The following is a 14986-nucleotide window of genomic DNA, read 5'->3' as shown; positions in this document are numbered from 1 at the left end:
CCCAAAGCAGATCTATTCGGTCACGGGCACATGACTTTGCGCTACGGGAGCGCCTCGATTACGCCGCAGGATGAACAGCGTGACGACGGCAAACACCAGCAGACAGGCCGCCGGAATCAGCATCGGCGTCTTCACGCTGCCCGTCGTCTGACGCACCCACGGCACCAGATTCTGTGCGATGAAGCCGCCGATATTGCCGAGCGAATTGATCGCCGCAATGCCTGCCGCGGCACGCGCGCCGAACAGGAACTTCGGCGGCAGCGTCCAGAAACACGGGATCAGCAGATACATGCACGGCGCGCCGAAACAGAGCGCGGCAAACCGCAGCGTGTTGGTCGGCAGAAACACAGCGCTCAGGAAACACACGACGCCGAGTAACGCAGCCACCAGCATCGCGACGATCGCACGATTGCCGCCGCGCAGCTTCGACGGCAGCCACGCCAGCACGATGGTCGCCATCAACCATGGAATGATGTTCAGCAGGCCGTTGGTCGTATTGCTGACGCCGAAGCCTTTCACCAGTGTCGGCAGCCAGTAGCTCACGCCGTAGACGGAAATCGACAGCATCATGTAGTAGAGCGCCATGCCGATCACGCGCGGCTCCGTCAACACGCTCAGCAGCGAGGAATGACCGGCGTAGCGTTCCTTCATCTGCGCGCGTTCCGCGTCGAGCGTGTCGGTGAGCCATTGTTTTTCGTCGGCGGAGAGAAACGTCGCCTGTTTCGGCGAGGCCGGCAACAGGCGCAGCACGACGAAGGTCAGCAGAATCGACGGTACGCCGGTCACGATGAACACCAGTTGCCAGCCGTGCAGTCCCGCGAGGCCGCCCTTGTCGAGCAACCAGCCGCAAATCGGCGCACCCACCATGTTGCCCAGACTGCTGCCAACGGTGAAATAGCCGAGCATGCGCACGCGATGCCGCGACGGAAACCACAAAGTCAGGTAGTAGATCACGCCCGGATACAAACCCGCTTCCGACGCGCCGAGTAGAAAACGCAGTACGTAAAACATCGTCGCGTTCTGGGTAAACGCGAGCAGAATCGTGACGATACCCCACGTGAACATGATGCGCGCCATCCAGCGAGGCGCTCCGTAATTGTGCAGCAGCACATTGCTCGGCACTTCGAAAATCAGATAGCCGATGAAAAATAGCGACGCACCCAGCCCGTACGCGACTTCGGACAGCCCGAGGCTGCCGAGCATCTGCAGCTTGGCGAAGCTGATGTTGGAGCGGTCGATGTAGGCGACCAGGTAGAGCACCCCGAGCAGCGGCATCAAACGGAGTGCCAGGCGGTTGATCAGACGCGATTCGTCGATCGCCGGTGTCATGATAGTCACTATGTCTCCTGTGCTCACACCGTTCGTGCGAGCAATGGCTCAACGTCTTTGCGGTAGCTCGACACACCCTCAGCGCATTATTCTTTCTGTGCGCGCCATTGCGCGTAAGCAGCCAGCGCTTCCTCGTCCGGCGGATACGTACCGCGCAGCGGCCGGCCTTCTTCGATGCGCTGCGTGATGAATAATTCGAGCTGCTCCTGCTCGGTGGCGTCTCGCGCGACGTCGGTTGCCATTTCGCGCGGCACGATCACCACGCCGTCCACGTCGGCGACGACGATATCGCCGGGATACACCGGCACGCCGCCACAGGCGATCGGTACATTCATATCGACTGCATGATGCTTTGCCAGATTCAGTGGTGCGCTCGCGCCGGCACACCAGATCGGCAAACCCAGTTCCGCGATCGTGCCGCTATCGCGCACTGGGCCGTCCGAGACCATGCCGGCCACACCACGCTTCGCGAGACGCAGCGCGAGAATCGAACCGACCGACGCGACCGAGCGTTCACCGCGGCAGTCCTGCACCAGCACGCTGCCAGGCGGCGCGGTTTCAACGGCTTTACGCTGCGGATGGTCCGGGTCCTGAAACACGCCGACGTGGTCGAGATCCTCACGGGCCGGGATGTTGCGCAGCGTAAACGCCGGGCCGACAACGTTGGGTGCGCCGGGCGCCGGTTTGACGAGCGGCGCGACGCCTTGCAGGAATACGTTGCGCAAGCCACGTTTGAAAAGTTGCGTGGTCAGCGTTGCCGTGCTGACATGCCGTAGCTGCTCGAGTGTGGCGTCGCTGATTGTGACTGTGGATGCGGTCATGAGAAGTCCGGATCAAGTTAGTGAATTTCGGGTTCGGTGCGCGTCGTAACCGGCGAGGTTTGCTCGGTCGGCGTGGCCTGCGGCAGACTTTGCGGCGCGCTTGCGCTCACCGGTTCTTCAAGGAAGTCGAAGTCACACCCCTTGTTGGCCTGCGTCACGTGCAGTTGATGCATCACGCCGAAACCGCGCTCGAACGGCCGCTTGGGCGGTTGCCACGCGGCCTTGCGCGCCGCGAGTTCCGCATCGCTCACTTCGACATGCAAACGCCGGGCCGGCACGTCCAGCTCGATCATGTCGCCATCCCTGACCAGCGCGAGCGGACCACCTACGAACGACTCGGGCGCCACGTGCAGCACGCACGCGCCGTAACTGGTGCCGCTCATGCGCGCATCGGAAATGCGCACCATATCGCGCACGCCCTGCTTCAACAGCTTTTGCGGAATCGGTAACTGGCCCCACTCCGGCATGCCGGGCGCACCCACAGGACCCGCGTGTTGCAGCACCACCACCGAATCGGCGCTCACGTCCAGGTCTTCCGAGTCGATGCGCGCCGCCATGTCGGCGTAATCCTTGAACACCACCGCCGGACCGCGGTGTTTTTGCAGATGCGCTTCCATCGCCGCGGGTTTGATCACCGCGCCGTCTGGGGCAAGATTGCCGGTCAGCACCGCGAGGCCGTCGCTGGCGACAAGTGGATTGCTGCGCTTGCGGATGACGTCGTCGTCGAATATTTCCGCGCCTGCAATGTTCTCGCCGAGCGTCGCGCCATTGACCGTCATCTGCGTGCCGTCGATCAGGTCGCCCAACTCCACCAGCAACGCGCGCAGGCCGCCAGCGTAGAAAAAGTCTTCCATCAGATACTGGCCGGCAGGACGCAGATTGCCGAGCACCGGCGTGATGCGCGCGAGTTCGTCAAAGCGTGCCGTTGTCAGATCGATCCCGGCGCGGCGCGCCACGGCAACGAGGTGGACGATGGCGTTCGTCGAACCCGACATCGCCAGCACCGTGGTCACCGCGTTGTCGAACGACTTGGCGGTCAGGATGTCGGAAGGCTTCTGATCGGTCCACACCATCTCGACGATGCGCTGTCCTGTCAGCGAAGCAAACTGCGCATGCCGCGAATCGACTGCGGGAATCGACGAGAAGCCGGGCAGCGTCAGGCCGAGTGCTTCGGTGGCGCTGGTCATCGTCGACGCGGTGCCCATCGTCATGCAATGGCCCGGCGAGCGCGCGATGCCGCTCTCGATACCCTTCCACTCTTCTTCAGTGATTTTGCCGGCGCGCAGTTCGGCCCAGTATTTCCAGGTGTCCGAGCCGCTGCCCAGCGTGCGGCCGTTCCAGTTGCCCCGTAGCATCGGCCCCGCCGGCAGATAGATGGACGGCAGATTCATGCTGATCGCGCCCATCAGCAAGCCGGGTGTCGTCTTGTCGCAACCGCCCATCAGGACACAGCCGTCGAACGGATAGGACTTCAGCAATTCCTCGGTTTCCATGGCGAGAAAGTTGCGATACAGCATCGTGGTCGGTTTCTGGAACGGCTCGGCGAGCGTCATCACCGGCATTTCGACCGGAAAACCGCCGGCCTGCCAGATGCCGCGCTTCACTTCTTCGACGCGCTGTTTGAAGTGCGTGTGGCACGAGTTGATCTCGCTCCACGTGTTGACGACGGCAATCACCGGCTTGCCCATGTAATCCGACGGGTGGTAGCCCATTTGCGCCGTGCGCGAACGGTGGCCGAACGAACGCAGGTCGTTCACGCCGTACCAGCGGTAGCTGCGAAGCTGCTCGGGTGTTTTGCGGGTCGATGACACGGACATCTCCATGGTAGCGATACCATTACGCTTCGCGATTTGCATCCGTCGAAGCTTCTGAATGACACGGATGGTAACGCTACCATCTGGCAGCGTCGCTAAGGGATTCCACTGATGCGAGCCGCGTGCAAATTTGGCGAAACAGAAGGCTTAAGCTATCGTCACGCCTTTGCACCACATCGCGCCGGCTGAACCGCGCGAGCGCCGTGCGCCCTTCTTCGAACGCATCTTTCAAGGTCCATGAGCAAAGCCCTGCCGCCGTCTTCCGCCGTTCCTGACAACGCCGAACCGGCCTCGGACAAACCGGGCGACTCGTATGTGCAGTCGTTCGCGCGAGGCCTCTCGGTGATCCGCGCGTTCAACGCCGCCCGCCCCGAACAGACGCTCACCGACGTCGCCGCCGCTACCGGGCTGACACGCGCCGGCGCACGCCGCATTCTGCTGACCCTGCAGACGCTCGGCTACGTGGAGGCCGAAGGCCGCCTGTTCCGCCTCACGCCGAAGATTCTCGATCTCGGTTTCGCGTATCTGACCTCGATGCCGTTCTGGAATCTCGCCGAACCGGTCATGGAAAATCTGTCGGCGCAGGTTCACGAGAGTTGCTCGGCGGCCGTGCTCGATCGCACCGAAATCGTCTACGTGCTGCGCGTACCGACTCACAAGATCATGACCATCAACCTGTCGATCGGCAGCCGCTTGCCGGCGTATTGCACGTCGATGGGCCGTGTCCTGCTGGCCGCGCTCGACGACGACACGCTCGACGCGACCCTGAGTTCGGCGCCGCTCTACGCGCACACGCCGCGCACCGTGACCGACAAGGAAGAGCTGAAGAAACTGATCGCGCAGGTGCGCCGCCAGGGATGGGCCATCGTCGATCAGGAACTGGAAGGCGGTCTGATTTCGCTGTCCGCGCCGATTCGCAACCGCCAGGGGCGTGTGATTGCCGCGATGAATATCAGCGGCAACGCCCAGCGCAATTCAGCCAAGCAGATGGTGAAGGCCTTTCTGGAGCCGTTGCAGCAAGCCGCGCAGACGGTCTCGGAGATGGTGGCGCGGCGCGGTTGATTGCAATGGCGTTGCAATCAAGGCGCGCGTTCTTTGTACGCGCGCCCGTCCTATGCAAAGCCCCGGCATGAGGTGATGCTGTTAATCAATCGGCTTATCCGCCGTCTCTTTCAGCATCGACACCGCGATCAACGACACCACCACACACGTCGCCACGTAACCGGCCGGCGCCAGCTTGCTGCCGGTCAGTTTGATCAGCCACGTCGCAACCAGTTGCGCGGTGCCGCCGAATACGCACACGCTCAGCGCATACGCGATCGAAATACCGGTGGCGCGCACCCGTCGCGGGAACGACTCGCACATCAAGGCGAATTCCGACGCCGATCCCATCGAGTAGAACAGCAGCATCAGCGCGGTCGCCGACATGATGACGGGCAACTGCGGGAAGCGGTTGATCAGCATGAAGGCCGGAAACAGCAGCAGCACGAGTACGCCGCGTCCGAACAGAATCGGCCGCTTACGGCTGCCGATACGATCGGACAGCATGCCGAACAGCGGACACGTGATGAGCATGACGAGACCCGACGCAACGCCGACCAGCATCGACAGCGACATCGGCAGGCCGAGCGTGTGGATCGCATAGGTCGGCATGTAGAAGGTCAGGATGTAGGTCGAGACCGTGCCGCCCATCACCGTGAGCGTAATCAGCAACAGCGGACGCAGATGCGCCGTGAAGAGTTCGTGCAGCACGCCGCGCTCGATGGCGTGGCTGTGCGCGCTTGCGGGATCGTCCGCGAGACGGCGGCGCAGGTAGATGCCGACCGGCGCGATCAGCACGCCGATCAGAAACGGAATGCGCCAACCCCAGCTTTCCAGCGACTCCTTCGGCAGAGCGGCCGAGAGCGCCGCGGCAATGCCCGAACCCATCAGTGCCGCGCCGCCTTGCGTCGCCAGTTGCCAACTGGCGCGAAAACCACGCCGTGTGCCGCCGCCCTGTTCCAGCAAGGTGGAGGTCGCCGCGCCGAACTCGCCACCCTGAGAGAAGCCTTGCACGAGACGCGCCAGCACGATCAGCAGCGGTGCAGCGACACCGATTTGCGCATACGTCGGGGCAATCGCAATCGCCCCGGTACTCGCCGCCATCAGCATGATGGTCAGGTTGAGCGCCGCCTTGCGGCCTTTACGGTCCGCATAGACGCCGAGCATCACGCTGCCAAGCGGACGCGTGATGAAACCCGCGGCGAAGGTCGCCACGGATAAGAGCAGTGAGGTCGTCGGATCCGCCGACGGGAAAAACAGCTTGCCGATGATCACCGCGAAAAAGCCGTACACGGTGAAGTCGAAAAACTCGAGCCAGTTGCCGATCACCGCGGCGGCAATCGCGCCGCGGCTGGTGGGCCGGGTGGCGTCGATGGCGCGGCTCGCGTCTGTTGTGGCATTCATCGCAGGTCTTCCTCGTTGTTATGGTTGTGTGGCTGGCGGAGCGAACTCAATGCCCGCTCATCGGCTCGTCCTCAACACCTGAGGCACCTCATTCGCGCCTCAGGCTCCTCATTGCCCCTTCACTGCCCCTCACTTGCCCCCCTCATTGCCCCCTCATTGGCCCAGATACCGCTCCACCAGCCGCGTCCAGAAGGCCGCGCCAACCGGCAGATTGCGGTCGTTGAAATCGTAATGGGGGTTGTGCACCATGCAACCGTCTTCGCCCGCACCGTTGCCGAGCCGCAGGAACGTGCCGGGGCGTTTCTGCAGCATGAAGGCGAAATCCTCGCTGCCCATCAGGATGTCGGTCTGCTCGACCACCTTGTCGTCGCCGACCAGTTCACGCGCCACCTGCGCCGCAAAATCCGTTTCGGCATCCGAATTGATCACCACCGGATAGCCTTCGATGTATTCCACCACCGCCTTGCCGCCATAGCTCGCGGCCTGACTTTCGGCGAGTTCGGTAATGCGCTTTTTCAGCAGCGTGCGCACTTCCGGGCTGAACGAGCGCACGCTCAACTCCAGCTTCGCGCTGCTCGAAATCACGTTGTTCGCGGTACCCGCATGCATCGAGCCAACCGTCACCACCGCCGGCTGCGACGGGTCGACGTTACGCGCGACGATGGTCTGCAACGCCATCACGATGCTCGCCGCCACCACCACCGGGTCGACGGTCAGATGCGGACGCGCCGCATGACCGCCGACGCCTTCGATCGTGATAATCGCCTTGTCGCCGGCCGACATGAACGGCCCCCTGCGGAACAGCATCACGCCCGGTTCCTCGCCCGGATGGTTGTGCAGACCGAACACGGCGTCGCAGGGGAAGCGCTCAAACAGGCCGTCGTTGATCATCTTCATCGCGCCGCTGTCGATGCCGCTTTCTTCGGCCGGCTGGAAGTACAGATGCACGGTACCCGAGAAATTGCGCGTCGCGGCGAGGTGCTGCGCGGCGCCGAGCAGCATGGTCGTGTGGCCGTCGTGGCCGCATGCGTGCATCTTGCCGTGCGTGCCGCTCGCATACGGCAGACCGGTTTGTTCGATGATCGGCAGCGCATCCATATCGGCGCGAATGCCGATGCTGCGCGTGCCGTCGCCCACCTTCAGCGTGGCCACCACGCCGGTTTGACCGACCCCGCGCGTGACCTGCCAGCCCCATTGCTCGAGCTTCTCAGCCACCAGGGCGCCGGTTTGCACTTCCTCGTAGGCCAGTTCCGGGTGGTGATGGATGTGATGGCGGATCTCGCGCAGGCTCTCGGCGGCAGGCACCAGGTCGGACACTTCAGTAAAACGCGCGGCTTCGCTCATCTATCGCTCCATGGAAATTCACGCCGCATCATGCGGCAAACAGGCAAGCACTATAGCCACGCCATTTTGTTCGAATAAGATGCTGTTTTTTTCACCCTGATTAACAAGTTTTATATCCGGGATTACCCCAATGAAGTTGCAACAGTTGCAAGCGTTCGTCGCCGCCGCCCATCACCGTAGTCTGCGCGCCGCCGCGCGCGAGCTTGGCGTGACGCAACCGGCCGTCACGCATACGATCCGCGAATTAGAAAGCGCGCTGAATGCGGAGTTGATGGTGCGCAGCGTGCGCGGCATCGAGTTGACGGCGTGCGGGCACGCGCTATTGCCGCGCGCGGAACAGTTGCTGGGCGATATGCGCCGCACTGTCGAAGCGGTCGAACAGGTGAAGGGGGAACTGGCCGGCAGGGTGAGCGTGGGCACGATGCCGTCAATCGCGTTGACTGCCCTGCCGCAGGCGGTTTCGAAGTTTCGCCGCGCGATGCCGCTGGTGAATCTGCATCTGGAAGAAGTCACGATCCCGGACGCCGTCGCGCGTTTGCGTAACGGCGCGCTCGATATCGCGGCGATCCATCATGTGCAGGCGCTCGATAGCGATCTGGTGCAAGCACCGCTCTACTCGACGGAGTTCGTCGTCGTGATGCGCGCCGGTCATCCGCTGGCGAACGTCACGCGTCTGCATGAACTGCTCGATGCAGAGTGGATCGTCACCGTGGGCGCCGATCACTTTCCGCATAGCGTGATGATGGCGATGTTCGACGCGCACGGCTTGCCGGTGCCAAAGCGGCTGGTGCGGGCGCCGTCGTCGTTCGCGGTTACGCTCGGACTGGTGTCACAAACCGATGTGATCGGCTGCTTCACGCGGCCGCTCGCGCAGATGGTCGCCCCGCTGGGCATCCGCGTTGCGCAGATTGAAGAAGCGCTGCCGAATTACGATCTCAGCATCATTTCGCGGCGCAATTTGTTGCCGACACCCGCAGTGCTGCAGTTTGTATCGTGTTTGCAGGAAGCGACCCGGGAGCGGATGGCGGTGGCCGGGTAGTCGAGCCTACCGAACGTTGTGAACGCGACGAACCTCGCGAATGTCGGGTACATCAGCGTGCGCCTGCAAAAAAGCAATCAGCGCGTGTCCCGCTTCTTCCAGCGTCCCGGAGTTATCGATCGTCGTGCACCGAATCCCTTCCGGCAGCGAAAACGGTGCCCGTCGTGCAAGTCTCGCCGCAACCTGTTCCGCCGACTCCCGCGCCCGCGCGCCAAGCCGTGCTTCGAGAATATGCGGCGCTGCGTCCACGTGCACCACTTCCGTCTGTGGATAACGCGCCAAGGTATGCTGCAAATGCTGACGCGAGCCGTTGACGACCACCGTGCAACCGCGGGCAAGCCATGCATCGAGTTCGATGCCGATGCCATAGCACAGTGAGTGGCTCGACCATTCGAGCGCGAACAGACCGAGCACCGAACGCGCCGCGAACTCTTCGACGCTCAACGCAATATGCTCTTCACCGTTGCCGCTCGGCCGCGTGATGTAGCGATGCGCAAACAGAATCGGCTCGCCCATCAGGTGGCGCCGCGCAAAAACCAGCAACGAATCCTTACCCGCGCCGGACGGCCCCATGACATAAATCAGACGACCTGCCATGCTTATTTCACCTCGCTGGTCTGAAACGGCACGCGCTGCCACAGGACAAACGGCTCACCCGGCGCAGGTTCGACAAAGAGCGCCGCGTGATCGATAGCGAGCGGTCCGAGCGCAGGCGTTCGCGCCTGCCACCAGGCAACCAGCGTCGCACGCTCAGCGGCATCGGCGAGAGAACTGGATAGCGTCATGTGAAAACGGAATTCGTCGAAGACGTACGGATAACCCCATTCGATCAGCAATGCACGTTGCCGTTCGCTCAATGGCGCCGCGAGACGACGCGCGAGGTCAGCGGCAGGCGCCCTGGCACGCAATCCGTGCAGCGTTTGCAACGCACTGGATGCAACGTGACGAAGCTTCGTTTCACCATCCGGATCGGCCGGGCGCAGCGCGACGAAATCGCCGAGCGTCGCGGCTTCGACCGGTAGCGAGAATGGGCTTTGCGTGCTGGCCCATTCGCGCGTCGCGCCCAGTAGATCGTGCTGAGTCACGCCTTCTGCAAGACGGAACGGTGCGACCAGCGTACCGTGCCAGCCGTAGCGACGCGGCGCTTCGGTCAGATCGGCCAGAGGGCGCGCCAGGTCTTCCGGTTGCGGCGACACACATGGCTCGCCGCTTTCCGCATCACGCCCCAACCACGCTGACCCCGCCTGCCACCATGCCGACTCGCGCGACGGCGCGTAATACACCGCGAAACGTGCCTCGGCGCTCCATGCTGTGGCGCTCATTCGTCGTGCTCCACCAGCAACTGCACACGGTCTGCCGCAAAATGCGTGAAGCCGTATTTGACCGGTGTGCCTTCCAGATCGACGTCGACGTTTTCGACCCACAACACCGGTTGCTGCCGGTTGATATTCAAACGCCGCGCCACTTCCGGCTCAGGCAACACGCTGCCGATACGGCTCCACTTGCGCAGATAATCGGTTACGCCCAATTCGGCCATCGCCTTCGTGGTGCTGCCGGTACGCTCCAGTACGTCCGGGAAATTCGGAAAACGCGCGGCCGGATACCAGTTGCGCGCGAACGTCAGCGGCACACCATCCGATGCATTCAGCGACTCGATCCGGTAGACCGACGCACCCGCTCGCAGGCTCAGGGCCTTCGCGACATTCGGCTCGGCCTTCACGCGCGAGGCCGACAACATCGTGCCCGCCGCCACATGATGCTGCTGCCGCAAGTTTTCTGTAAACCGCGTGCGCCGTCCTATCGTATAGTCCATCGCGCCGGGCTGCACGAACGTGCCACGTCCCTGCTCGACGCTGACGAGGCCCAATGCGGCCAGACCGAGCATGGCGCGGCGCACGGTATGGCGGTTCACGTCGAAGCGTTTGGCCAGCTCGCCCTCGCTCGGCAAACGGCCTTCTTCGCCAAAGCCGCTCGCTGCAATTTCCGCCGCCAGAATCTGTTCGATCTGCCGCCAGACGGCAACGCCCGCGCCACGTTCGAGCAGCGTGCCCGGCGTCGCGTTGTCGTTCGATGTCATGGTGCTGTCATTCCCCTGGGTTCAAATATTCGCTATGTCATGCATTGTAGTGCGCAAGCCGTGATGGAAATGTGAAATGGCGGATCTGCGCTATAACGTTGGACAAGCGTACCTCTAAACGTCTAGACGTTTAGATGAATAGATGCTTAAATGACTGCTCGCTGAATCAACAGGAACTTCGATGAGTGCTCCTTCTGCCTCGCCTTCCTCCGCCATGCGGCGCGCATGGATGGCCGTGCTGGCCCGCACGCCGCGCGCCGATCTCGAAGCCGCGCTGGAGCGCGCGCTGCAAGGCCTCCCGCCCCCCGCTTATGACTGGCTGCGGCCACCCGAAATCGGCCTCGCGATGGTGCGCGGCCGCGTCGGCGGCAGCGGCGACCCGTTCAATCTTGGCGAAGCCACCGTCACGCGCGCCACATTGCGTTTGCGCGTCACGGGTGACGCAACCGCAGCCGTCGGTGTTGCCTGTCATCTGGGCCGCGACCGCCGCCGCGCCGAACTGGCGGCGCTGGCCGATGCGCTGCTGCAAGTGCCCGAGCATCACGCCGCCTTGCATCAGCAATTGATCGGGCCGTTTGCCGAACAGCAAGCCGTGCAACGCGCCGAACGCAGACAGGACGCCGCAGCCACGCGCGTCGAATTCTTCACCATGGTCCGGGGCGACTGATGGAAAACTCACAGATTGCATTGTCTACTTCATTGTCCACACTAACGCCCGGTTTCGCAGACCCGGTCCACGACACCCAGGCGGTATTCCGCACGTTGCTCGACGCGTTGTCGCGTCCCGGCACAGCCGGTGTGGTTGAAAACGGTTTGCCGGAAGTGCGGGCCACCCGCGCCGAGCTCGCCGCCTTCGCCGCGCTGCTGACACTGTGCGACTACGCGACACCGGTATGGCTCGCGCAACCCGATACGGCGCTGGGCTCGGCACTGCGCTTTCATACCGGCGCGCCGCTCGTCGACGAACCGGGACAGGCCGCTTTCGCCTATATCCACGACGCAAGCGCAATGCCGGCGCTGGACAGCTTTCCGCTCGGCGAAGCGGAGTCCCCTGAGCACTCGGTGACGTTGCTGATCCGCGTCGAAGCACTGACAGGCGGCACCCCGGTCGAGCTGAGCGGCCCCGGCATTCAGCACACCACGACGATCGCACCCGTCGGCCTGTCCGAGCATTTCTGGCGCGAACGCGCCGCCCTCGCGCCGCTCTTTCCGTGCGGCATCGATTGCTATCTCGTCTGCGGCAGCACGTTGATCGGCCTGCCGCGCACAACTCAAGCGAAGGTGAACTGATGTACGTTGCCGTCAAGGGTGGAGAACGTGCGATCGAAGCGTCGTGGCGTCTGCTCGACAAGGCGCGCCGCGGCGATACGCGGCTGGCCGAACTCAGCGTCGCGCAGATTCGCGAGCAATTGCGCCTTGCCGTCGCGCGAGTGATGACCGAAGGCTCGGTCTATGACGAAGAACTCGCCGCGCTCGCGATCAAGCAGGCCGCGGGCGATCTGGTCGAAGCGATCTTTCTGTTGCGTGCGTATCGCACCACGTTGCCGCGTTTCGGCTACACGCAGGCGATCGATACGGAAGCCATGCAAGTGGAGCGCCGCATTTCGGCCACGTTCAAGGACGTGCCCGGCGGCCAGTTGCTCGGCGCGACTTACGATTACACGCAGCGTCTGCTGGATTTCGCGTTGCTCGCCGAGGGCGATGCCGGAACCGATACGGCAGCAACCCCATCTTCGATTCAAGCCGCTCAGCCCACACCAGAAGCCATGCCGCGCGTGGTCGCGCTGCTCGACCAGGAAGGTCTGATCGAACAGGAACGCCCCACACCGGACGCGCCGGAACCCGGTGACCTCTCGCGTGAGCCGCTCGCGTTTCCCGCGAGCCGCGCCACGCGTTTGCAGAATCTCGCGCGCGGCGACGAGGGCTTCCTGCTCGCCATGGGCTACGCCACCCAACGGGGCTACGCGCACTCGCATCCGTTTGCCGGCGAAATCCGCTTCGGCACGATCACCGTCGAAATGGAACTCGACGAGTTGGGCGAGGCAGTCGAAATCGGCGACATCGATGTCACTGAATGCCAGATGATCAACCAGTTCGCCGGCAGCGGTGAGGTGCCGCCGACTTTCACGCAAGGCTATGGCCTCGCGTTCGGACACTCGGAACGCAAAGCGATGGCGATGGCACTGGTGGATCGCGCGTTGCGCGCTGAGGAGCTCGGCGAAACGCTCGCATCACCGACGCAGGACATCGAGTTCATGCTCTCGCACAGCGATAACGTCGAAGCGTCCGGCTTCGTTCAGCATCTGAAGTTGCCTCACTACGTCGACTTCCAGTCCGAACTCGAACTCGTGCGACGCCTGCGGGCCCAACACGGCGCAGAGGATAAAGATCAGGACAAGGGCCAGGATCAGCAGGAGCAAGCCGCATGAACGCGCCGGACACATCCCTCACCACCGCGTCGTACGACAGCGCCGCGGACGGCTACAACTTCGCCTACCTCGATGAACAGACCAAGCGCATGCTGCGCCGCGCGTTGCTCAAAGCGGTCGCCGTGCCGGGCTATCAGGTGCCGTTCGGCTCGCGGGAAATGCCCTTGCCGTATGGCTGGGGCACGGGCGGCATTCAGGTAACCGCGGCGATCATCGGCAAGAACGATACGCTGAAGGTCATCGATCAGGGCTCCGACGAAACCACCAACGCGGTCAACATCCGCCGCTTCTTCGCGCGCACCACCGGCGTGGCGACCACGCGCCGCACGACCGAAGCGACGATCGTCCAGACCCGCCACCGGATTCCCGAAGCGCCGCTCACCGACAGGCAGATTCTGGTCTATCAGGTGCCGATGCCCGAACCGCTATACAAGCTGGAACCGCGCGCTACCGAATGCAAGAAGCTGCACGCCTTGGCCGATTACGGGTTGATCAGTGTGAAGCTGTACGAGGACATCGTTCATCACGGCAGCATCGCCACCACGTACGACTACCCGGTGATGGTCAACCACCGCTATCTGAGCTCGCCGTCGCCGATTCCGAAGTTCGACAACCCGAAGATGCATATGAACCCCGCGCTGCAATTATTCGGCGCCGGCCGCGAGCGGCGCATTTACGCCATCCCGCCGTACACCGCCGTGCGCAGTCTCGACTTCGACGATCATCCGTTCGAAGTGCAGAAGTGGCAGCACGCGTGTGCGCTGTGCGGATCGACGGAAAGCTTCCTTGACGAAATGATCGTCGACGACGCCGGCAAGCGCATGTTCGTTTGCTCGGATAGCGACTACTGCCATGAACGCCGCGGCGATCAGGACCTCGAGCTGCCGTCTTACGAAGCACGCAAAGGAGAAACCGCATGACGCCGCTGTTGAGCGCCCGTTCGCTCACCAAACAATATGGCGGCCGCAACGGCTGCAGGAACGTCAGCTTCGATCTGTATCCGGGCGAAGTGCTGTGCATCGTCGGTGAATCCGGCTCAGGGAAGACAACGCTGCTCAATGCACTCGCCCTGAAAACAGAAACCGATAGCGGCTCGCTCCACTACACCGCCACGCATGGCGACAAGCTCGATCTGCTTGCCTTGTCCGAACCGCGCCGGCGTCTGTTGATGCGTACCGAGTGGGGCTTCGTGCAGCAGAATCCGCGCGACGGCCTGCGCAGCGGCGTCTCCGCCGGCGCGAACATCGGTGAGCCCTTGATGGCTGTCGGCGCCCGCCACTACGGCAATATCCGTCACACGGCGACGCAGTGGATGGAGCGCGTCGAACTCGACGCCGCACGCATCGACGAACTTCCCTCGGCGTTTTCCGGCGGCATGCAGCAGCGTTTGCAGATCGCGCGTAATCTCGTCACCGGTCCACGCCTCGTTTTCATGGACGAGCCGACTGCCGGTCTCGACGTCTCGGTGCAGGCGCGCCTGCTCGATTTGCTGCGCACGTTGACGTCCACACTGCATCTGTCGGTGCTGATCGTGACGCACGATATCGGCGTGGCGCGTCTGCTGGCGCATCGCCTGATGGTGATGCAAGGCGGCGAAGTGGTCGAGGCTGGCCTGACGGACCAGGTGCTTGACGATCCGCAGCATCCGTACACGCAAACGCTGGTTTCCTCGGTTCTGCCGGTTTGAG

General features: G+C 63.1%; 15 protein-coding genes. 7 read left to right on the top strand and 8 right to left on the bottom strand.

What is annotated here, in order from left to right:
* Nucleotides 1-12 precede the first annotated feature (12 nt).
* The 3 genes from PQQ96_RS08920 to araD form a co-directional block, all read right to left on the bottom strand.
* A complete protein-coding gene (locus PQQ96_RS08920; RefSeq protein WP_408290913.1) occupies nt 13-1338 on the bottom strand; it encodes an MFS transporter in 1326 nt (441 codons plus the stop codon).
* Between the two features lie 77 nt (nt 1339-1415).
* Nucleotides 1416-2150: a ribonuclease activity regulator RraA gene (locus tag PQQ96_RS08915; RefSeq protein WP_408290911.1), complete on the bottom strand. Its 735-nt coding sequence runs from the start codon at nt 2148-2150 to the stop codon at nt 1416-1418.
* A 17-nt stretch (nt 2151-2167) separates the two neighbouring features.
* The gene (araD, locus tag PQQ96_RS08910; protein ID WP_408291054.1) at nt 2168-3967 is read right to left on the bottom strand and encodes an L-arabinonate dehydratase; all 1800 of its coding nucleotides are present in this window, start codon (nt 3965-3967) and stop codon (nt 2168-2170) included.
* Between the two features lie 234 nt (nt 3968-4201).
* On the opposite strand from araD, the gene PQQ96_RS08905 reads away from it, so the two are divergent.
* Nucleotides 4202-5026, top strand: coding sequence for an IclR family transcriptional regulator (locus PQQ96_RS08905; protein WP_408290910.1), 825 nt, complete (start codon nt 4202-4204; stop codon nt 5024-5026).
* A gap of 81 nt (nt 5027-5107) precedes the next feature.
* On the opposite strand, the gene PQQ96_RS08900 is transcribed toward PQQ96_RS08905, so the two are convergent.
* Nucleotides 5108-6409, bottom strand: coding sequence for an MFS transporter (locus PQQ96_RS08900; RefSeq protein ID WP_408290909.1), 1302 nt, complete (start codon nt 6407-6409; stop codon nt 5108-5110).
* A gap of 153 nt (nt 6410-6562) precedes the next feature.
* Complete coding sequence (locus PQQ96_RS08895) at nt 6563-7753, bottom strand: M20 aminoacylase family protein (protein ID WP_408290907.1); 1191 nt, start codon at nt 7751-7753, stop codon at nt 6563-6565.
* A 130-nt stretch (nt 7754-7883) separates the two neighbouring features.
* Here PQQ96_RS08895 and PQQ96_RS08890 point away from each other — a divergent pair, with 130 nt between their 5' ends.
* Nucleotides 7884-8792: a LysR family transcriptional regulator gene (locus tag PQQ96_RS08890; protein ID WP_408290905.1), complete on the top strand. Its 909-nt coding sequence runs from the start codon at nt 7884-7886 to the stop codon at nt 8790-8792.
* A gap of 6 nt (nt 8793-8798) precedes the next feature.
* Here PQQ96_RS08890 and phnN read toward each other — a convergent pair whose 3' ends face one another.
* From phnN to phnF, 3 genes are read right to left on the bottom strand one after another with little or no spacing between them, the layout of a single operon-like run.
* Entirely contained in the window at nt 8799-9389 is a 591-nt protein-coding gene (gene phnN / locus PQQ96_RS08885) for a phosphonate metabolism protein/1,5-bisphosphokinase (PRPP-forming) PhnN (protein WP_408290904.1), read from the bottom strand.
* A gap of 2 nt (nt 9390-9391) precedes the next feature.
* A complete protein-coding gene (locus PQQ96_RS08880) occupies nt 9392-10114 on the bottom strand; it encodes a DUF1045 domain-containing protein (protein ID WP_408290902.1) in 723 nt (240 codons plus the stop codon).
* Nucleotides 10111-10869 carry a phosphonate metabolism transcriptional regulator PhnF gene (gene phnF, locus PQQ96_RS08875; RefSeq protein ID WP_408290901.1) on the bottom strand — a complete coding sequence of 253 codons (759 nt, stop codon included), beginning with the start codon at nt 10867-10869 and terminating at the stop codon, nt 10111-10113. The genes PQQ96_RS08880 and phnF overlap by 4 nt, the downstream gene beginning before the upstream one ends.
* Before the next feature lie 181 nt (nt 10870-11050).
* Here phnF and phnG point away from each other — a divergent pair, with 181 nt between their 5' ends.
* Genes phnG through phnK form a run of 5 tightly spaced genes read left to right on the top strand, consistent with a single transcriptional unit; the run spans nt 11051 to nt 14985 of the window.
* On the top strand, nt 11051-11536 hold the full coding sequence (phnG, locus tag PQQ96_RS08870) for a phosphonate C-P lyase system protein PhnG (RefSeq protein ID WP_408290899.1): 486 nt from the start codon (nt 11051-11053) through the stop codon (nt 11534-11536).
* Entirely contained in the window at nt 11536-12159 is a 624-nt protein-coding gene (gene phnH, locus PQQ96_RS08865) for a phosphonate C-P lyase system protein PhnH (RefSeq protein ID WP_408290897.1), read from the top strand. Before phnG ends, phnH begins: the two co-directional genes overlap by 1 nt.
* The gene (locus PQQ96_RS08860; protein WP_408290895.1) at nt 12159-13298 is read left to right on the top strand and encodes a carbon-phosphorus lyase complex subunit; all 1140 of its coding nucleotides are present in this window, start codon (nt 12159-12161) and stop codon (nt 13296-13298) included. The genes phnH and PQQ96_RS08860 overlap by 1 nt, the downstream gene beginning before the upstream one ends.
* A complete protein-coding gene (locus PQQ96_RS08855; protein WP_408290894.1) occupies nt 13295-14218 on the top strand; it encodes an alpha-D-ribose 1-methylphosphonate 5-phosphate C-P-lyase PhnJ in 924 nt (307 codons plus the stop codon). The genes PQQ96_RS08860 and PQQ96_RS08855 overlap by 4 nt, the downstream gene beginning before the upstream one ends.
* Nucleotides 14215-14985: a phosphonate C-P lyase system protein PhnK gene (gene phnK / locus PQQ96_RS08850; RefSeq protein WP_408290892.1), complete on the top strand. Its 771-nt coding sequence runs from the start codon at nt 14215-14217 to the stop codon at nt 14983-14985. Before PQQ96_RS08855 ends, phnK begins: the two co-directional genes overlap by 4 nt.
* Nucleotide 14986 lies beyond the last annotated feature (1 nt).

It is taken from the genome of Paraburkholderia sediminicola (assembly GCF_046027825.1).
Lineage (GTDB): Bacteria > Pseudomonadota > Gammaproteobacteria > Burkholderiales > Burkholderiaceae > Paraburkholderia > Paraburkholderia sediminicola_D.
Note: the sequence above shows the minus strand (reverse complement) of the source record. Positions and strands in the feature narration are given on the sequence as shown.

Coding starts and splice junctions, on each gene's coding strand:
- PQQ96_RS08915 (WP_408290911.1), bottom strand. CDS start 2,150: ATGACCGCATCCACAGTCACAATCAGCGACGCCACACTCGAGCAGCTA.
- araD (WP_408291054.1), bottom strand. CDS start 3,967: ATGTCCGTGTCATCGACCCGCAAAACACCCGAGCAGCTTCGCAGCTAC.
- PQQ96_RS08905 (WP_408290910.1), top strand. CDS start 4,202: ATGAGCAAAGCCCTGCCGCCGTCTTCCGCCGTTCCTGACAACGCCGAA.
- PQQ96_RS08900 (WP_408290909.1), bottom strand. CDS start 6,409: ATGAATGCCACAACAGACGCGAGCCGCGCCATCGACGCCACCCGGCCC.
- PQQ96_RS08895 (WP_408290907.1), bottom strand. CDS start 7,753: ATGAGCGAAGCCGCGCGTTTTACTGAAGTGTCCGACCTGGTGCCTGCC.
- PQQ96_RS08890 (WP_408290905.1), top strand. CDS start 7,884: ATGAAGTTGCAACAGTTGCAAGCGTTCGTCGCCGCCGCCCATCACCGT.
- phnN (WP_408290904.1), bottom strand. CDS start 9,389: ATGGCAGGTCGTCTGATTTATGTCATGGGGCCGTCCGGCGCGGGTAAG.
- PQQ96_RS08880 (WP_408290902.1), bottom strand. CDS start 10,114: ATGAGCGCCACAGCATGGAGCGCCGAGGCACGTTTCGCGGTGTATTAC.
- phnF (WP_408290901.1), bottom strand. CDS start 10,869: ATGACATCGAACGACAACGCGACGCCGGGCACGCTGCTCGAACGTGGC.
- phnG (WP_408290899.1), top strand. CDS start 11,051: ATGAGTGCTCCTTCTGCCTCGCCTTCCTCCGCCATGCGGCGCGCATGG.
- phnH (WP_408290897.1), top strand. CDS start 11,536: ATGGAAAACTCACAGATTGCATTGTCTACTTCATTGTCCACACTAACG.
- PQQ96_RS08860 (WP_408290895.1), top strand. CDS start 12,159: ATGTACGTTGCCGTCAAGGGTGGAGAACGTGCGATCGAAGCGTCGTGG.
- PQQ96_RS08855 (WP_408290894.1), top strand. CDS start 13,295: ATGAACGCGCCGGACACATCCCTCACCACCGCGTCGTACGACAGCGCC.
- phnK (WP_408290892.1), top strand. CDS start 14,215: ATGACGCCGCTGTTGAGCGCCCGTTCGCTCACCAAACAATATGGCGGC.